Here is a 16,804-nt window from a genome sequence, read left to right as displayed (position 1 = left end):
CCAAGGTCCGCAAGGTTTGATCGGACCCACCGGGCCGCAGGGCGATGCTGGGCCTGCTGGGGTGCAAGGCGAAGCCGGGCCCGCTGGCATCCAAGGTCCACAAGGTTTGATCGGACCCACCGGGCCGCAGGGCGAAATCGGACCCACTGGGCCACAAGGTGTAACAGGACCTACTGGCCCACAAGGCGCTATGTCCTTAGCCTTTGGCGGACGCTTCAGTGAGCTGGCTCAGTCCATTACAATTCCTGCCGGTGGAGAAGCTGTCATCACTTTGGAAGAGCCGATGGTTTTCAGTAATATGGGAACAGGCGTCAATAGTCTGGTGATTCAAACCGCAGGCACCTATAAGATTGACTTTTCCATTATTCTGCTGGCTGTCTCAGGCTCGTTTGGGATCATTGTTGCTGCTCGGAAAAACGGTGGGTTTATTGCGGAGTTGTCGGCTGGTTTTGCCCTTACCACAGAGATGGAAACCATCTCCACCAGCGCAATCGTCTCACTGGATACGGGAGACATTTTGGATTTGGCGATTCTAAGTGCCACTGGTGGTCAGATTCTCTTAGGTCCAGTGCAAAGCGCAACACTGAATGCTTTTCTGCTTGCGCCTGCGCCTTAAAAGAACGTGACGCAATTGCGCCAGCAATAACACTGTGAGGGGTCTGGCCCATCTCCCCAAAGCGCAGGAGCGCATGATATCACTAAAGTGATATCATGCGCTCCTGCGCTCATTTCCGCATAGCTAAAGTTCCGTGTTAATGGGTACGTCCACTAAAAGCATACTGAAAAAAACATTGTGATTGCCATAAACAAAGTCATCCGTCGGCAAATAACAAGCAATGTCAAAGAAAAGCAAGGCGAATTTTCATATATTTTACATTTTCTTTACCATGCTGCGGCAGATGGGTCAAAAATAACGCCCTATAATAAAACGAAACTTGAAAAAAGGAGCGGCTATGGAGATTCGACTGGTTAACATCACAAAAACCTTCGGCGGCAACCGGGTCATCGCCCCCACGGATCTGACCATCGAAAGCGGCAGCTTCACCACTTTACTGGGCCCCTCAGGCTGTGGCAAGACCACGCTGCTGCGGATGATTGCAGGACTGGAGGCGCCGGACACTGGGGAGATCTGGTTTGATGATTCTTTGGTGTTTTCGGCGGAAAAACGGATCAATCTGCCGCCGGAAAATCGGGGCCTTGGCTTTGTGTTTCAGGACTTTGCGCTGTGGCCCCACATGACTGTGTTTGAAAACGTGGCTTTCGGTCTGCGGGCCAAAAAAGATACGAACGGACTGGAAGTGCGAGTGGCGGAAGCCCTGCGGGCCGTACAGTTGGAGAACTTTTCTCAGCGGTATCCCCATCAATTGTCCGGCGGCCAGCAGCAGCGGGTGGCCTTCGCCCGAGCCATCGTTATCGAACCGGCCTGCGTACTCTTTGACGAACCCCTCTCCGCTCTGGATGCCCTGTTGCGGGAGAAGATGCGCCGGGAACTGGCAGAGCTGGTCTCCCGGCTAAGACTCACTGCCGTGTTTGTCACTCACGACCAGACCGAGGCCATGAGCATGAGCGACCGCATCGCTGTCCTCAACGGCGGCGTGGTGGAGCAGTGCGACACCCCGGAGCACATATACCTCCGTCCCGCGACCACCTTTGTGGCCCGTTTTGTGGGCAAGTCCAACTGGCTCAGTCCGACGGAGCTGTTTCGGCCCGAGGCCATGACGCTGACACCCACGGAGGGCTATTCCAAGTATGACCTGCCGGTCACTGCCATCCAGTATATGGGCGATGCTTATGAAGTTCTTCTCCAATATCAGGATGTATCCTGGATGCTACGCAGCGGTCGAAAACCGGCCTCTGGTGAAACGGTATCTGTTTACATAGACCCGCAGAAAATTATTCACTGTGAAAGGGAGCATATTTGAGATGAAAAAGAAGTTCATGTCCCTACTGCTGGCGAGCAGCCTGTGCCTGAGTCTGGCCGCCTGCGGACAGACCACGAAGCCTGACCAGAGCACCCAGACGCCAGATACCTCCAAGGAAACGCCGACGCCGGAGCCTGTCGACGCGAAGCTGTCCGGCAAGGTGACCGTGTACATGCCCAGCCCAGCCGGCCTCGCCGACAAGCTGGCTGAGGCTTTCACCGCCAAGACCGGCGTAGAGGTGGAGCAGTTCCAAGGTACCACTGGCGAGATTTTGGCCCGTCTGGAAACCGAGCAGGCCAATCCCTTGGCCGACGTGGTGATTTTGGCCTCCTGGTCCGACGGCCTGACTATGAAAGCCGACGACCAGTTGGAATCCTACACGCCCGCTGACGCCGCCAGGATTAACAATGGCTGGATTGACGAGGACAGCACTCTGTTTGGGTACAGCGCCTCCGCCGTGGGTGTGATTTACAACACCACCGTTTACCCTGAGCTGAACGCCGACTGGTCCGAGCTGTCCGACAGTCGGTATCAGGGTGACATTGCCATTCCCGACCCCGAGAAGTCCGGCGCCTGTAAGGACTTTTTGGCGGGTCTCGTCACCGGCGCGGCTGACGGCGAGAGCATTATGCAGTCCTGGGCCGACAACGGCCTGACCGTTCCCGGCGCCAACAAGGCCGCTTTAGAGGCCGTTACCACCGGGGAAAAGGGCATTCTGATTGCCGGCGTTGACTACAACGCTTACTCCTCCATATCCAAGGGCGAGCCTCTTGGCATCTATTATCCCGCCAGCGGCACGGTGGTGAATCCCCGTCCCGCCATGATTCTCAAGGCCGCGCCCAACATGGACAATGCCAAGGCGTTTGTCGATTTTCTGTTCAGTGATGAGGCCCAGCAACTGGTGGCCGACGCTTATCTGCTGCCCGGCCGCAGCGATGTGAAATGCGATAACCGCTCCAATCTGGATGAGATCCCCCAGATCACCACCGACTGGGACAAGATGATGGGTGTGGCCTCCGACACCGCCGCCAAGCTGAACAGCATCTGCCAGTAAGCTGACGGAGGAGTTATGAGACAGCTTTTAACCACTCGGAAATCCGTCCTCCCCTTGATGGGGCTGCTGGCGGTTCTGGCGGTGCTGATCGTCTGTCCCCTGATCACGGTCTTTGCCAAGGCGGTCATCACAGATGGCCGCCTTGACCTTTCCAGCGCCTGGGCCATGATCGCGGACAGCGGCAATCTGCAAACCATCTGGAACTCTCTGAAACTGGGTGCCTGCGTGGTGGCCTGCTCCACCGTGATTGCCGCGCCTACCGCCTATCTGCTGGCCAGAACGCAAATGGCAAAGCGCCGCTGGCTGGACATCGTCTTTATGGTGCCCTTTATGACACCACCCTACATCGTCTCCATGGGCTGGATTCTGTTCATGCAGAAGCGCGGCCTGTTTCAGCAAATGTTTCCTGCCACCGGATCTTTCTCCGAGAAGTTTTTCTCCTTCGGCGGACTGGTGCTGGTGATGAGCCTCCATGTGTTTCCATTTCTTATGACCATGCTGAAAAACGCCATCCGCAATATCCCTGCCAGTCTGGAGGAGAGCGGCGCCGTCTTCGGCGCAGATTTTGGACAGCGGCTGCGGAAGATTTTTGCGCCCCTCCTGACCGGAAACTATGCCATCGGCGCTTTGCTGGTGTTCGTCAAGACCCTTGCGGAGTATGGCACGCCCTACACCCTTGGCCGCCGCATCGGCTACGATGTGTTCACCACGGACATCCACCGCTATTCCACCACCGCGCCAATTGACTTCGGCCGCTCCGCCAGTTTGTCCGCAGTGCTGGTGACCATCTGCATGGGACTGTGGCTGCTTCAAAACTACATCACCGGCCGCACCAGCTACCGGCTGGTCAACGGCAAAGGGACTCGCTCCACACAAACCAAACTGACGCCCGCGGGGGTGACATTTTCCTGGCTGTGGGTCCTTTTGGTTGTTTTGGTGGCAATTGGTATCCCCTATTTCTCCATCATCACCACCTCTCTCATCAACCTGCGGGGGTATGGGCTGGCAGCCGGCAACTTCACCCTGGCCCACTATGCGGAGATGTTCACCACGCCGAAAAGCCTGAAGGCGATCCAGACCAGTCTCTTTCTGGCGGTGTCCTCAGCCACGCTCTGCTCCCTGTTGGGCACCGCCGTGGTGCTGGTCGTGCGGAAACGGCGGGGAAAGGCAGGCAAGTTGGCGGAGGGAATCAGCCTACTGCCAGAAATGCTGCCTTCCATCGTCCTCATCATCGGCATTATGCTGTTTTGGAACTCCATCTATAAAATCGTGCCGCTCTATAATACCATCGGCATCATGGTGTTGGCTTATGTGGTACTATACCTGCCCTATACGGTGCAGTATGTGACCTCCTCATTTACCCAAATCAACGACAGCCTTATGCAGGCGGGGCGAACCTTCGGGGGAAGTCCGGCCTATGTGTTCCGGCGCATTACGCTCCCCATGATTTCCCGGGGCATTCTCTCGGGGTGGATGATGATCTTCATCATCGCCTTTCGGGAGCTGGTCACCGCCAGCCTCATCGCCCCGCCCAATGTACTGGTGGTCTCCACCTACATCAATCGGGAATTTGAGCAGGGCAGCGTGTCCTTGGGCATGTCCATGGCTGTGCTGTGCGTACTCATCACCACCGGGGCGCTGCTGGCTATGAACGCCCTGTCCAGTCGAAAGGAGCGCTGCTGATGAAGGTTACATTTGCCGGCGGCGTGGGAGAGCACGGGCGAAACTGTTTTCGGGCGGAGGGTGAGCACGCCGCCTTTCTGGTGGACTGCGGAATAATGACCGGGGCGGCGGATGGCGGTTTGCCTCGGCTGCGGGACGATCAGATCCGCTCGCTCAAATACGTGTTTCTCACCCACTCCCACGCCGACCACACCGGGGCACTTCCATGGCTCCGGGAGCGGGGATATACCGCCCCGATAATCGCCTCCCGGCACACGCTGGAGCAGCTACCAGTCCATGTGGAGGAGGGACTGGCCTTGGAGGATCTGTGTCCCGGCGGCGCTGGTGTTGTTCAGGGGATGGAGGTGCGGTGGGGCCGTTCCGGTCACTGCGCAGGCGGCGTGTGGTATCAGTTTTCGCTGGAGAATTGCTCGTTGCTGTTCAGCGGCGACTACACTGAGGACAGTCTGGTCTACCCAGCGGATCCCATCCGGAACGTGACCGCCGATTTGGCGGTGCTGGACAGCGCGTATGGCCCGGAACCCCGCACAGGAGATGAGATGCGGCGGGACTTTCTCGACTGTGCCGAAACCTTTTGCCGGGCGGGACAGCCCATTCTGCTGCCGATACCGAAATACGGTCGGGGGTTAGAGCTGCTGTCCCTGCTCCATCCCCGCTGGCCGGTGGTTCCGGTTTATGGAGACGCCCACTTCATTAAGCAGGTACGTCTTGCAAAAAGCGAGGACTTTTGGATATCCCAAACCCGGCGGCGGTGCATCGCGGAGCTGGATCCGCGTCCGCTGCCCGACGCACCTCCAGACAACGGGCTCTGCTTTCTTAGCGATCCCCAGTTGAACACGGCGGAAGCGGAAGTATATGCGGAGTCCTTTGCGGAAAAAGGCGGCGTACTGCTCACCGGCGCAGTAGAGGCGCTTACAGGGAGTTGGCGGCTTCTGCTGGCGAAAAAAGCGGCGTTTTGCCGCGTCCCCGTCCATTGTTCGGACAGGGATCGGAGATTGCTTGAAGGAAAAAACCACTTTCGGCATGTGGTACCATATCACACCCCGGCGTGGCCCTGCCTTCAAGAAACCATTTTATTGGAGACATCAAAGAAAATGCATTCCATATAAATGGCACGCAGCACGCAGAGCTGAGATCGGCTCTGTGTGCTGCGTGCTTTTCGCATTGGGCTTATCTTATGGATAAATTCACAATGTGGCTTGATTTTATGCCTGCAATCTGTGTTTTAGAAAGGCGGGAAACATATTCTTTGACCACACTTTCCCAATTGCAACATTTCCGACGAACCGATTATTAGGATGGCTGCTTTTCAATCATTTTATTTGACTTGCTTTGCGCTTGCGCTCTGTAATAAGAGTGATGCAAGATCCCGCGGCCGACAACAGCAGCAGCCATATCCAATGGGTAATTCCGTGATCTCCTGTCCTGGGAAGATCCAAGTTTTCATAGGGAATCTCACCATCCGGAACCGAAACAACATCCGGGAAACGATTGATAAACTTGGCCGTCGTTGTCGCGTTGGCTGTCACTGTTCCGGCGTCACCCGTCTTGGTGGTTTTGCACCTCTCATTCGAGTAGTCATTTTCCGCTACAAGATACTTTGTCCCAGAGGGAAGCCCCTCGATGGTAATGCTCTCGCCATGACCAAGGGTGAAGGTATCGCTGCTTTTGATGCTGCCGGTTTTACTGCCCGTGTAGCCGTAGCTTCCGGCAAGTGTCTGGCCACTGGCGTTTTGGAAGGTTATGGTGAATACAAACTTTCTGCTTGTGTCACCATTGAGAACAGTTTTTCTAACGCTCAGCTTTCCGTACGTCGGTTCAGGTTTGGGTGCGGGATCGGGTTCCGGGTCTGGACCTTGTTCTGGTCCCGGAGGCGCGGCTTGATCCTTGATGTTAGTAAATCCGGCTATTGCTATTTGGTTTTCTGTAATACTGCCGTTTTCTCCAACGCTGGTTTTTGCGTAGCCATCGACCGAATAGTCGGCTTCCGTCACCGTGTACTTGGTGCCTGCGGGAAGTCCTTGGACTGTCACTACTTCTCCATGCTTCAAAGAAATTGTTCCGCCGCTTATGAGAGTACCGCTTTTGCTGCCGGTGATGTTGCTGTAATCATAGGTTCCCACAAGAGGCCGCCCGGTTGTATCCTCAAAGTCAACCGTGAATTCGAACTCCTTGTTCAAGTCGCCGCCGTTCCCCATCACCGTCTTACGAATCTCAAGCAATCCGCTTTGGGGCAGCAGGGATTGCACCTTCGTATTTTCAAAGCTCGCACATTCCATATTGTTTTTTTTGATGAAGCCCTCGATGGTATCCTTGAAAGGAATATAGTCCTCCTGAATGTAATCATCCTCCACCACTTTAAACTCTGTTTCGGCAGGAAGACCGGTGATGGTGACCGACTCATTGTGCCGCAGAGAAAACCTGTCGCCGCTTGTGACGATCCCGGTTTTGCCGGTGTTGCCAGTGTAATCGTAGTAGTCAGTGAGCGGCCGATTGTTTCTATCCAGCAAGGTTACCGTGAATTCAAATTCCTTGTTCGTGTCCGCCCCGCTGCCCGTTACCGTCTTGCAGATTTTCAGGCATCCGGTGTCCGGACCGGGCCTTTGTGCGCTGGCAAGCCGAACCTCCGTTGTGTTTCCAGGTTCGGTGGCGGTGCTGGGATTTCCCTCGGTCGGCGTGATCGTGGCCTTCAAATAGGCGGTGTTGTAAGCAGCGCCTGTGGTACTGCTATCAGCCGGCGCTTTCATGTGAAGGAAAATTTCCACGCCTTCGCCTGGTGCGAAGACATAATTGTCTCCAGCTTTCTTGCTGGTGAGGTCAAACGCCAGCGCAGTCACTTTACTCAGGTCGTTCGGTTTGGTCGATGTCCAGTAAGTCGTGTCAGAGAGATTGGCCTGCGCGGGATTTGTTGGATCAATTCCGTTTGGATACTCAGAGTAGTATACCTTCACATCAATTCCCTTGGAGAGCGGGTGTGAGATGTCAATGCTCTTCAGAACACCTCTCCAATCGCCTTGGCCCTTTGGGCCGCCAACTTCCAGCCCGTCATAAAGGATGACACCGGAGGAGGATTGCCCAGTTTGGCTGACAAAACGCAGGCGGTATGTATAGGAGTCGTCATGGTCTATCTGAGCGGAATTGCCGTAGCCAGCATTTACATCGCTGCCTATGACCTTTTTTAACAAGCCTGACTCGTGCGCTGTGACAGGATTCAGTGTCACGAAATATTCAGCGTACAGAAAGCGCTTTTCTGTTCGATTGTTCGCATTTTCCGCATCCAGGTCCTCGAACATTACTTTGTCGGTTTTTGCATTGTACCCAAAGTCACCGTCATCTGCGCTCCCTTTAGCGAACTCATGTCCTTCTTCGGCATGATAGGCGACACTGTTGAGCATTTTGGAACCATAACAGGCAATGTCCTCCCACGGATAATAGACGGTATAGGTAAGCGTGTATCCAGTGCAAAGAGACGTGGGGTCGCTGGTGGAATAGACGACATTCGGATTCCTATCGGTCCGGCCTGTCACCTTCACAATCATCATGGTCTGGCCGGAGTCACGCCAGTTTTCCTCATACGTTACCGTGAAATGGGCGGCAGATGATCCGGTCATATTTGAATTCCCATACAGATAAGTGCCAACCGCCACGCTGTCCGGCTTGACCTTTGCGCCTTTTGGCAGCAGGTCGTAAAAGGTTGCAGTTTGCTGCGGTTTGAACAATTTCTTTTCCAGCAATTCCTCTATGGTAAAGGATGTACTGTACCTGAACATACGGTCGTACTGTTCAACCGTAAAATCTTGGGTCATTCTGGAATGCGTGGGATCATTTTGGATCAGGCCGCCCCTTTTTTCTAACTGAGAGGTGGTCTCCAGCCCCGTCAAGTAGAGATTGCGGCTAGTAGTTCTCTTTTCCTTTTGACTGCCTTGCGCATCTTCCACACGCAATGAAGCGTAGTTCGTCACCATCCATTTCCCATTTGAATCGAAGTGGGACTGAGCTAAGACTTTTACCTTTTGCGTTGGCTGTAATTCTGTGGTGACATAGAAGATTAAATAAACCTTATACGCATTTCCGGTGTAACCCGCTTTGATCCGCCCCGTCTCTGCAGGCAGAGAAATATTGCTGTTATAGTTTAACCCGGTAAGCGTTGTGCCACCATATTGCGCCGTATAGGTAAACTCAGAAGGAACACCCATTTTAAAGGTGCCGAAGTGTGTCCAGGTTTCGGAGGCAACGTCAGCACCTGTCTGTATATAGATCTTTAACGGCTCATAGGTGCTGTAATCCTTGGATTCCACCTCAACATATCCCTTGTTCTCATCAATGGTATGATCATACTTAAAATATTGGTACGGAAAGAAGGAGGTAAACACATAATCTTCAAGAGGAACAAGCCCCCCCGACATCCCCATATCCTCCAGCTCGAGCGTGTAATCTTTTGTACCATTATTTGTCAGGTCCCACGATCTGGCGTTAGCTTTCATAGACCAGCGATCCTGAACTGGACGATCCGCCAGCAGCATATTCAGCGCCCCGGGGTGGGAAGCCGATTTCAGACCCTTTTCAAAGGAATAAAGATCGCCGGGGTATTGATGAGTCACATTTGTATAGTCATAAGCAATGCTGGCTGTCTTGGTATCCAGCGGCGCTGAATTCCCGTTGTCCCGCCCGTAAAGCTTTGCCGTGATGCTGTTGGTAACGCTGGTTTCGCCGCTCAGGGAAGTGCGGGGATACTTTACCAGTACTGCCTGATAGAGGATTCTTCCCCAACCACTTGCAGATATGATGGGGGATTGAACCTTATATGAAGCGTTTGCATGAAAGTCCTGCGCTGTACCGGGAGTAAAGGGGTAGGTGCTCACATTGATCAGGGAAGTTTTTAGTAAGTCTTGCGTATATTGCTTGTTGGTGGTATCCAATGGAGCCCACCAGCCTGCCAGCTCGCTGTCGCCCTTGGGGTCTTCCTCAAACCGGATCGTGTAAGGCTGCGTGTTGCCGCCGATATTCAGCGGACAACTATAGTAGTAGGCCACGTAGAAATAATCTCCCGCATCAGCCGGGGCCGTCCCCCAGCCTGTCTGCCAGCTTTCCCATTTGCCGATGACGGTCTTGGATAGGGAATATAATTCCGCCGAGGTATGGACAGTCATGTCTAGTTCCTCGCTGGCTGTGTCGAGAATCGGCGTGTCGTTTTCATCCTCCACCTGGAATTGGGCCTGAAATGAGAAGGTCTTTCCGTTCTGAATGTCCGAAGGGCGGAACTGATAGGACACCGTGCAGGTCAGGTTATCGGCCGGCATGAGTTGTCTATAATTGGTCAGGACAAAGTAATCCCCATCTTCTGTGTAATTGAAATTGGTGTCTCCCATAGCAGGTGCTTTGGGAACGCCAAGGTCAACCTGTAAAATGGCGCCGTTTCCATCCCGATTTTCGAGAATATGCTTGGGGATGCGAATCTTGACTGCTCCGACTGGAACCGAATCTTTTCCGCCAAGCGTAAAATTCAGTTGTACCGTTACAGTCTGATTGGCATTACTCTCGGGAGTAATTTCATAGGAATTGCCGCCGACGGTTACAGCGGAATTACCAGGATCAATCCAAATCAGCTCGTGTTTTTCCGAACTTACACCCGTTCCAGAAGGCACCGGTATCTCTCCGATTCCGGGTATCGTTTCCGTTGGCTTTGGCAACTCATTACCCGGTGGCAGTTCACCCCCCTCCGGCAGTTCGCCGTCTTTAGGTGTCGCCATTCCCTCTTGGACAGCGAAACTACCCAGCGCGCCGCTGTCCGCATACGCATCACCCATGGCAATTGCCTGTGTGGGTATCATCTGAATAATCATCATCACCAGCAAAAGCGCAGAAATGCTTTTCAATGTCCTGTTTTTCACAACTTGATCTCCTCTCGACCCTGTAACTTCCTATTTTTTTGCCAAGACCGCCAAGCGGCCGTTTTCCTGCGAATACTCACAGGTTGATAAAATAATCAGTCTGTCGCCATAGCAGGCTGCTTTCTTGGTTTTATACAGAGCCAGTGCCTGTATCCTTTTCAGGTATTCGTCAAATGCCGCGCTTGTAGTAATCGCTTCCGTTTCATAGTACCGAAACCCGTCCTGCCCTTCATAAAGGGCAGGCGCCAGGATGACGGCGATGATTTCGTATTCACCCTCCTCGTAAAGGGTGTCAAACCGGATGGTAGGATGTAATTGATAGTAGCTCTCCTCTTTGTAGCGAAGAAGGTCACTGAACATCAGCCCATTTTTCATATTGTGGCCGTGAATGAGCAGGACATCCGAGCCCTCCGGGGAATAGCGCGTATCTAAAAAAGGCACCCCGTTCTTATTTGCTTGTTTCTCAAAATCATGCTCCAAATAGAATTCGGGGTCCTCACCGCTTTGCATCACCGGATAATCAATCCGGGTGCCGTTGATTTTGAGCCAGCCCATGATATCCGGGTTCTGTTCGTAAAGGGCGTGAAATTGCTCCAGCATAACAGGCTCTTCCGGTCCCTCTGCCACAGCCTCCGGCCCCGTCATCTCACTGGGTGGGACGGTTGACTCCGGGGGCGGACTGTGAAGCTGTGCCAATTGCTGTGTCTGGCTCTGGGTCCGGTAATCTGCCAGCAGGCTGTGGCCAATGGCGCTGACGGAAATCACCAGAAGGAGCAGGAAAGCGCCCGATAGGAGTTTTTTGCCTCGTGCCATCCACTCACCTCCCTTCAAGGGCCGCAAAGCTATTTTCATTGACTCGTTGGTGCATCACTTGTTCGGTTTAAACTGTTCGTTTCTCTTGCAGAGGTCCGCAATGGTTTGCTCTTTCAGCTTGGCAATCATGTCCTTCTGAAAATCTTCCAATATCTGATGGACGGGGCATTGGCCGCTTTCTGTGCCGAACCGGCTGCACACCCCAGCTTCCTCCAGACAGCGGTTAATGCAGATTTTCCCCTGCATCACACAAATGATATCGTACAGGGAAATATCGGCGGCATCCTTTGCAAGCCGATAGCCGCCGCTGTTGCCCATTACCGATTCAATGATCTCCGCTTTTTTGAGCGCGGAGGCCACCTTGGTGAAGAAAGGATATTTGATGCCCAGTTCTTCGGAGGCGACCGGTGCCGAAATAATCCGAGGGGCGTATTGTGCCAGATGCAGGACGATGCGAATGGCGTAATCTGTGGATATATGTAATTTCAATAGATATTCCCCCAGTATGTTGCTGTTATCTGTTGCGAATAAACCTTACTTGCTCTGCGTCACGCCCATTTATTTTTACTAATTCATGTAGCACTCTACGAGTATAGGTTAGCATATAAACGTATCTCCTCCCGTTCTATGTATTTAAATCATACTTTTGTGTATTAGAATTTTATAAAAATATTAGAAAAACGAAATAGCCGGAAAATAACGGGGTGTTTTTACTATTGAGCGCACGAGACGGTACTTATCACAAATTAGGAAACCGGCATTGTGATTTTGGCAAGAAAATACGCTAGAGCGATTCCTAACGGAAAAGACCGGCAGCGTTCATAAGCAACGCTGCCGGTCTTTTGCGGCATTCCAAGCACTCTGTTAAGCTTAACAACTTTGTGTAAAATTTGTGGTCGTAATCTTCTTTATTGTTTTGTAGGCTATAGAGTGACGAGCCTTCCAGAATGAGAACCGGAACGTATCAGAGCGGCGCGGATTCTCCGTCTTGAACATATGGAATATGAACGCGCGTCAAAAAGGTTTTGTTCTCTATATCCGTATCACAAATGATAAAGCCGCCCATATCTTCGGCAATCTCCTGTACAATCCCAAGTCCAAGTCCATGCCCTAATTTATCTGGTTTAGTTGTTTTAAGCGTTCCGTTTTGTATAATAACCTGACCGTCATATGAATTGGTTACCTCAAGCATGACCCACCGCTGATCGTGTGTGCTTGTGATTTTAATAAAACGTTGGGATATAGGCACCTTTTCGCATGCCTCTACGGCATTGCTTGTGACATTTGAAAAAATACGAATTGCATTTAAAAGAGTCAGCGCGGTGCTCCTGGGGGCAAAAACACAGCAAGTAAAGCGGATTTTTTTCTCTTCACAAACATTTGAAAAATCCTGCAAAATCGCATCCAGCGTAATGTTGTCAGAGTACCTTTTATGGATTTGGACCTTCTTTTGCATTTCATCATAAATTTCATCCAGCAATTTGATAGCCCTATCATTTTGATTTGCCTTGATAAAAGATTTTAGCGTGCCCATCATGAATTTATAATCATGCCGGAATGTCCGGAAACTCTCCGTATGTTTTTGGTACGATTTATAGTGCTGCAATTGCAGGTTATATTGATCCTCCAGCGCTTTTGTTCTCCATTGGTACTCCAGAAGTTCGGTACTGCGAATGGATTGGTGGATTGCAAAAATAAGCATGAAAAGAGTTAGCGTACAGGCGCCTAACGCTATTTCCATATACCAGTCGCTGCTTGGAGATAGATAACGCCCCGAATTGATGACAACTAAATTGATCATCGCAGCCATCTGGTAAGCCACGACTAGTTTAAGCTGACTGTCATTATCCAAAAATTTCTTAAGTTTGTCATCCGGGATGATCGTTCTGCGAAGCGCTCCGAAAAACAGGAGCGAAGCGGGAAGCGCCAAAATCGTGATAATATAATAAGCACCAGCATCGTATAAGAAATTGCAGCCTCTATAAATAAAAGAAGATATCACGGTAAAAATCCCACGGAAACAATAAGCGGTAATCGTACAGGTTCCACCGCCATAAGCTGCCTGTCCCCAGTTCATACCGGTGGTAAAGTGAAAGCCCACTACCATAATCGCCATGACAACGGGAAAATTAAGCAAAAGCCAATCCCATGTATTTAGGCAAACATAGGATGCAACCACAAGCCCCAAAGTCACCACAATCTGCGGCACTCTGCGTCCCTGTACATGGAAAAGAGATTGATAATAGATGATGAACACTAAATAATACAGCAGTACCATGGTCATTGAAAAGTAGTAGATCATCTCCCCGCCTCCATCCCATTTGAATCTTCGAAGCCATAAGAGTCTTCAGAGCCACAAATGTGAAAATACGCAATATAATCTGAGAACGCCCTTTTCAGGGGCTGCATATAGGTCCCTCCCACTGGGACTTCTTCACCGGTCTTTAGCAGCAGGCTCTGATGGCGGAACATTGCGATATAGGGAAGGTGGACAAGGTAGGATCGATGGGCGCGTACAAACCCTTTTCTGCAAAGACTTTCCTCCAGTTGCTCCATCCTGCCATAGAATTTCGCTGTTTTTCCATTCCCATAATATACTGTAACGAGCCTTTTCCATATTTCAAAATATGAGATTTGATGTATGGGAATTATTCCGATCTCACCATCAAATTCAAAGGTGAACAGTTCTTCCTTATTTACGGAGGCACGCTCTGCCGCGATCAAGAAAACCCGCTCAAATTTTTCAATGCTCGTAATGTCCTTGATGAGATACTGTACCGCGTTTACATCAAAAGCATCGTAGATATAATCCTCACAGCTGGTTAAAAAGACGATCTGTGCTTTACAGCCACTGTCCCGCAGCTTGCGGGCTGTTTCCATTCCGTCTGCTTTTTCCATCAGAATATCCAGATAAAGAATATCAATTTGTCCAGGTGTGTCTTCATTGTGAAAAAGCAGAGTTTCTCCGCTTTCATAGCTGGAAATTACAACCTCATACTGATTTTTATCAGCAATCAGAGAAATAAGCTCCGCATATTTCCTGACGGAATCGCTGTTATCGTCACACAAAACAACTCTTAGCATGCGTTTACCTGCACCTCCTTTGCGATTATTCCCTTATATAAAGGGAGTTCTGAGTAAATAAGTGATCACACTTATTATGTCAAAACTCCCTTAAACTTATTTCCAAACTGCTCCCTGATGCTCGGCGGCAAAGGAAAATTGCATTTTATAATATATATAGAAGCCCTTACTTCTCCCTGCAATGTACGGAATTACTACGTTTGTGTATCAAATTTAAAGGAAGTCTTTTATTTTTAACCAATGTAATGCATTCAAGCGCACTGTGGAATTATAGAAAATTTTCCATATCAAACGTCTCTTAAGCCGTGGGCACGGCGTGATAATCTACCGATTCAGCAGGTCTTTTTGCAGAATATTTATTTAACTTGTTAAAACAGCGTGGTAATTCCGCCAAATCAATCGTTACCTCCGGCAGCGCCGAAGCAGGGACGAAGACCTCCGCCGCCCGCAGGGCGGGGGGCTCCGAAGCGGGCACATTGTCCTCGGCGGCAACCGGTATCATCGTATTGCCGCATACGACTGCCGCACACAGCATGAGCGCCAGCGCGCGTCGGTAAAGAGCTTTGTATTTCTGTACCAAGTGTGAATTCTCCCTCTGTTGTAAACGTCTTCGTTAAAGTGATAGCATTTTTGAAGTACTTGCCTGCCTGTTTCAGAGTTTGCGGAAGGGAGAGCGCGGCGTTGGAATGCCGACCCCAAAGCTAAGCGCCGGTCTGCCTGTGCGGGGACTGCATATTCCCGCAGCACGATGTCCGCTTGATTGCGGTTTCCGAAGGCGTAGACGGCGACGAGGGCGAGGACGAATTAGCGCCGTTCCGCAACATCATGAATGAGGCATTCGCATAAAGAATGGTGCAAAATTTAAGCAGCAAGCCCAAAAGCAGTATTATCAAAACAAAAGCAGCCGCCAGATGCTCGTACTGAGCACCTGACGGCTGCTTTGCGTTAAGCGGCGAATCTGAGTTATCTCGAAAGATACCTCTTGCTTTTGCTGAACGTCCAAAAGCCCAATACTGCACCTGCAAGGTTAAGCAATATATCATCAATATCAAACGATCCAGCCATGGTAAATAATTGAATCAACTCGATTGAAATAATGATAATCATCATGCAGCCTATAAATAAAGAGAATGACTTTATTCGAGGCAATGCAAGAGGGATAAGGATTCCGCTAGGAACCATCATAGCAATATTGCCACCTATATTGGCAATTGCAAGAATTCGGGCATTTACTGAAAAGTTGTTGTCTAGCAAAGTATTGAACATCTCAGCAACTGTTTTTAGTGGTACTAACTGCACATTTCGTTTGATGTAGTCCCAGTATAAAATTGGATTGCTTGTCCAATAATGTTTTCTGCAAAGAGTAACCAAGATTATCAGAATACCGTATGTAATTAGCAATATGAATAGGAATACCTTGCTTTGCTTTTTTATCATGCTCAGCCTTATCACATCATATGCTTACCGGGAAACATAACAGTCTCCCCAAATTTGGCATGCTCCGTTATAGACAGAAATGAAGAAACAGTATTTTTTACTTGTACTTAAGTTAGAGAAGGTTAGTTCCTCTTCATGGAAGGAGCCAAAATCAGAATGCCATGCCCCTTCTTTGGTTTCCTTAATATATCCCCCTGCAATATCGTAAACGCCTACAAGAACTTTCCAAGACGGAGATGAACCATCCAACGGTTTGTTGCCGCGTACATTCCATGAAAAGGTCAACTTTCCGTTACTGTTGGGATAAAAATAATAGTTTGTGTAGATTCCCGTTCGAATATTGTCAAGAAATCCTTCATATGTACCCGTACTCAAATCATACAAAGTTGAAGGAACACCAGTTCCACGCGTTACTGCTGTTTCGGTCAAATAGTCATCATATCCCATAGCCATTGCCGCTTCATAACTATCGGGAAATTCCATAGTTGCATTAGGCGGTTGTAATGCACTCGCATTAACGCCAAGTGCAAAAATCATACATAAGGTCATAATAACGCAAACAGATTTTTTCATTTCGGATCTTTCCTTTCATTTCTATTGTGTGGTTTAAACAAACACGTTCGTAGCATAGATGTACCTCGGACTGGTTGAAGGCATTTATTGCGTAATAATCACCTCACGAAGAACACGCTTTTGCCTTTGATCTTACGGGCAGGTGTTGCTGACGGAGACAGAGGGCTTGTCCATTCCATTCACGGAATAGCTCAGGGTCAGGGTGTAACTCTTTCCGCTCTTGACAGCACACTGGCCGGAGACAAAGATTGCCCCGGTTCCAGAGCCGCTCCATGAGTCCACATAGGTACTCCTGATGTTGTATAAATAAAGTTGACACCCTATTCTCAAGGATTTTGATATATAAT

General features: G+C 50.4%; 13 protein-coding genes and 1 pseudogene. 5 read left to right on the top strand and 9 right to left on the bottom strand.

Translation table 11 applies throughout. The features are described from left to right. The 5 genes and pseudogenes from RTU96_RS14285 to RTU96_RS14265 all read left to right on the top strand — a co-directional run. A pseudogene (locus RTU96_RS14285) lies at positions 1-616 on the top strand (hypothetical protein); the annotation flags it as partial. Between the two features lie 337 nt (positions 617-953). Next, complete coding sequence (locus tag RTU96_RS14280; protein ID WP_312637321.1) at positions 954-1,922, top strand: ABC transporter ATP-binding protein; 969 nt, start codon at positions 954-956, stop codon at positions 1,920-1,922. A 1-nt stretch (position 1,923) separates the two neighbouring features. After that, entirely contained in the window at positions 1,924-2,976 is a 1,053-nt protein-coding gene (locus tag RTU96_RS14275) for an ABC transporter substrate-binding protein (protein ID WP_312637320.1), read from the top strand. Between the two features lie 15 nt (positions 2,977-2,991). Beyond that, positions 2,992-4,659 (top strand): iron ABC transporter permease, encoded by a 1,668-nt coding sequence (locus RTU96_RS14270; protein WP_312637318.1) that lies wholly within the window; start codon positions 2,992-2,994, stop codon positions 4,657-4,659. Further along, a complete protein-coding gene (locus RTU96_RS14265; RefSeq protein WP_312637317.1) occupies positions 4,659-5,768 on the top strand; it encodes an MBL fold metallo-hydrolase in 1,110 nt (369 codons plus the stop codon). The genes RTU96_RS14270 and RTU96_RS14265 overlap by 1 nt, the downstream gene beginning before the upstream one ends. 204 nt (positions 5,769-5,972) lie before the next feature. On the opposite strand, the gene RTU96_RS14260 is transcribed toward RTU96_RS14265, so the two are convergent. The 9 genes from RTU96_RS14260 to RTU96_RS14220 all read right to left on the bottom strand — a co-directional run bounded on the left by RTU96_RS14260 (position 5,973) and on the right by RTU96_RS14220 (position 16,739). Beyond that, positions 5,973-10,550 (bottom strand): DUF5979 domain-containing protein, encoded by a 4,578-nt coding sequence (locus RTU96_RS14260; RefSeq protein WP_312637316.1) that lies wholly within the window; start codon positions 10,548-10,550, stop codon positions 5,973-5,975. Between the two features lie 30 nt (positions 10,551-10,580). Beyond that, complete coding sequence (locus RTU96_RS14255) at positions 10,581-11,363, bottom strand: class B sortase (protein WP_312637314.1); 783 nt, start codon at positions 11,361-11,363, stop codon at positions 10,581-10,583. A gap of 54 nt (positions 11,364-11,417) precedes the next feature. After that, positions 11,418-11,852, bottom strand: a complete 435-nt coding sequence (locus RTU96_RS14250; RefSeq protein WP_312637312.1) for an Rrf2 family transcriptional regulator — start codon at positions 11,850-11,852, stop codon at positions 11,418-11,420. A gap of 475 nt (positions 11,853-12,327) precedes the next feature. Further along, the gene (locus RTU96_RS14245) at positions 12,328-13,665 is read right to left on the bottom strand and encodes an ATP-binding protein (RefSeq protein ID WP_312637311.1); all 1,338 of its coding nucleotides are present in this window, start codon (positions 13,663-13,665) and stop codon (positions 12,328-12,330) included. Next, positions 13,662-14,447 (bottom strand): LytTR family DNA-binding domain-containing protein, encoded by a 786-nt coding sequence (locus RTU96_RS14240; RefSeq protein WP_312637309.1) that lies wholly within the window; start codon positions 14,445-14,447, stop codon positions 13,662-13,664. Before RTU96_RS14240 ends, RTU96_RS14245 begins: the two co-directional genes overlap by 4 nt. Before the next feature lie 298 nt (positions 14,448-14,745). Then, positions 14,746-15,027 carry a hypothetical protein gene (locus tag RTU96_RS14235; protein ID WP_312637308.1) on the bottom strand — a complete coding sequence of 94 codons (282 nt, stop codon included), beginning with the start codon at positions 15,025-15,027 and terminating at the stop codon, positions 14,746-14,748. Positions 15,028-15,410: 383 nt separating this feature from the next. Further along, positions 15,411-15,848, bottom strand: a complete 438-nt coding sequence (locus RTU96_RS14230) for a VanZ family protein (RefSeq protein ID WP_312637307.1) — start codon at positions 15,846-15,848, stop codon at positions 15,411-15,413. Positions 15,849-15,908: 60 nt separating this feature from the next. Continuing rightward, positions 15,909-16,457: a hypothetical protein gene (locus RTU96_RS14225; protein WP_312637306.1), complete on the bottom strand. Its 549-nt coding sequence runs from the start codon at positions 16,455-16,457 to the stop codon at positions 15,909-15,911. Positions 16,458-16,589: 132 nt separating this feature from the next. Next, the gene (locus RTU96_RS14220) at positions 16,590-16,739 is read right to left on the bottom strand and encodes a hypothetical protein (protein WP_312637305.1); all 150 of its coding nucleotides are present in this window, start codon (positions 16,737-16,739) and stop codon (positions 16,590-16,592) included. Between the last annotated feature and the right edge of the window lie 65 nt (positions 16,740-16,804).

This window comes from Oscillibacter sp. (assembly GCF_032018205.1).
Lineage (GTDB): Bacteria > Bacillota > Clostridia > Oscillospirales > Oscillospiraceae > Oscillibacter.
Note: the sequence above shows the minus strand (reverse complement) of the source record. Positions and strands in the feature narration are given on the sequence as shown.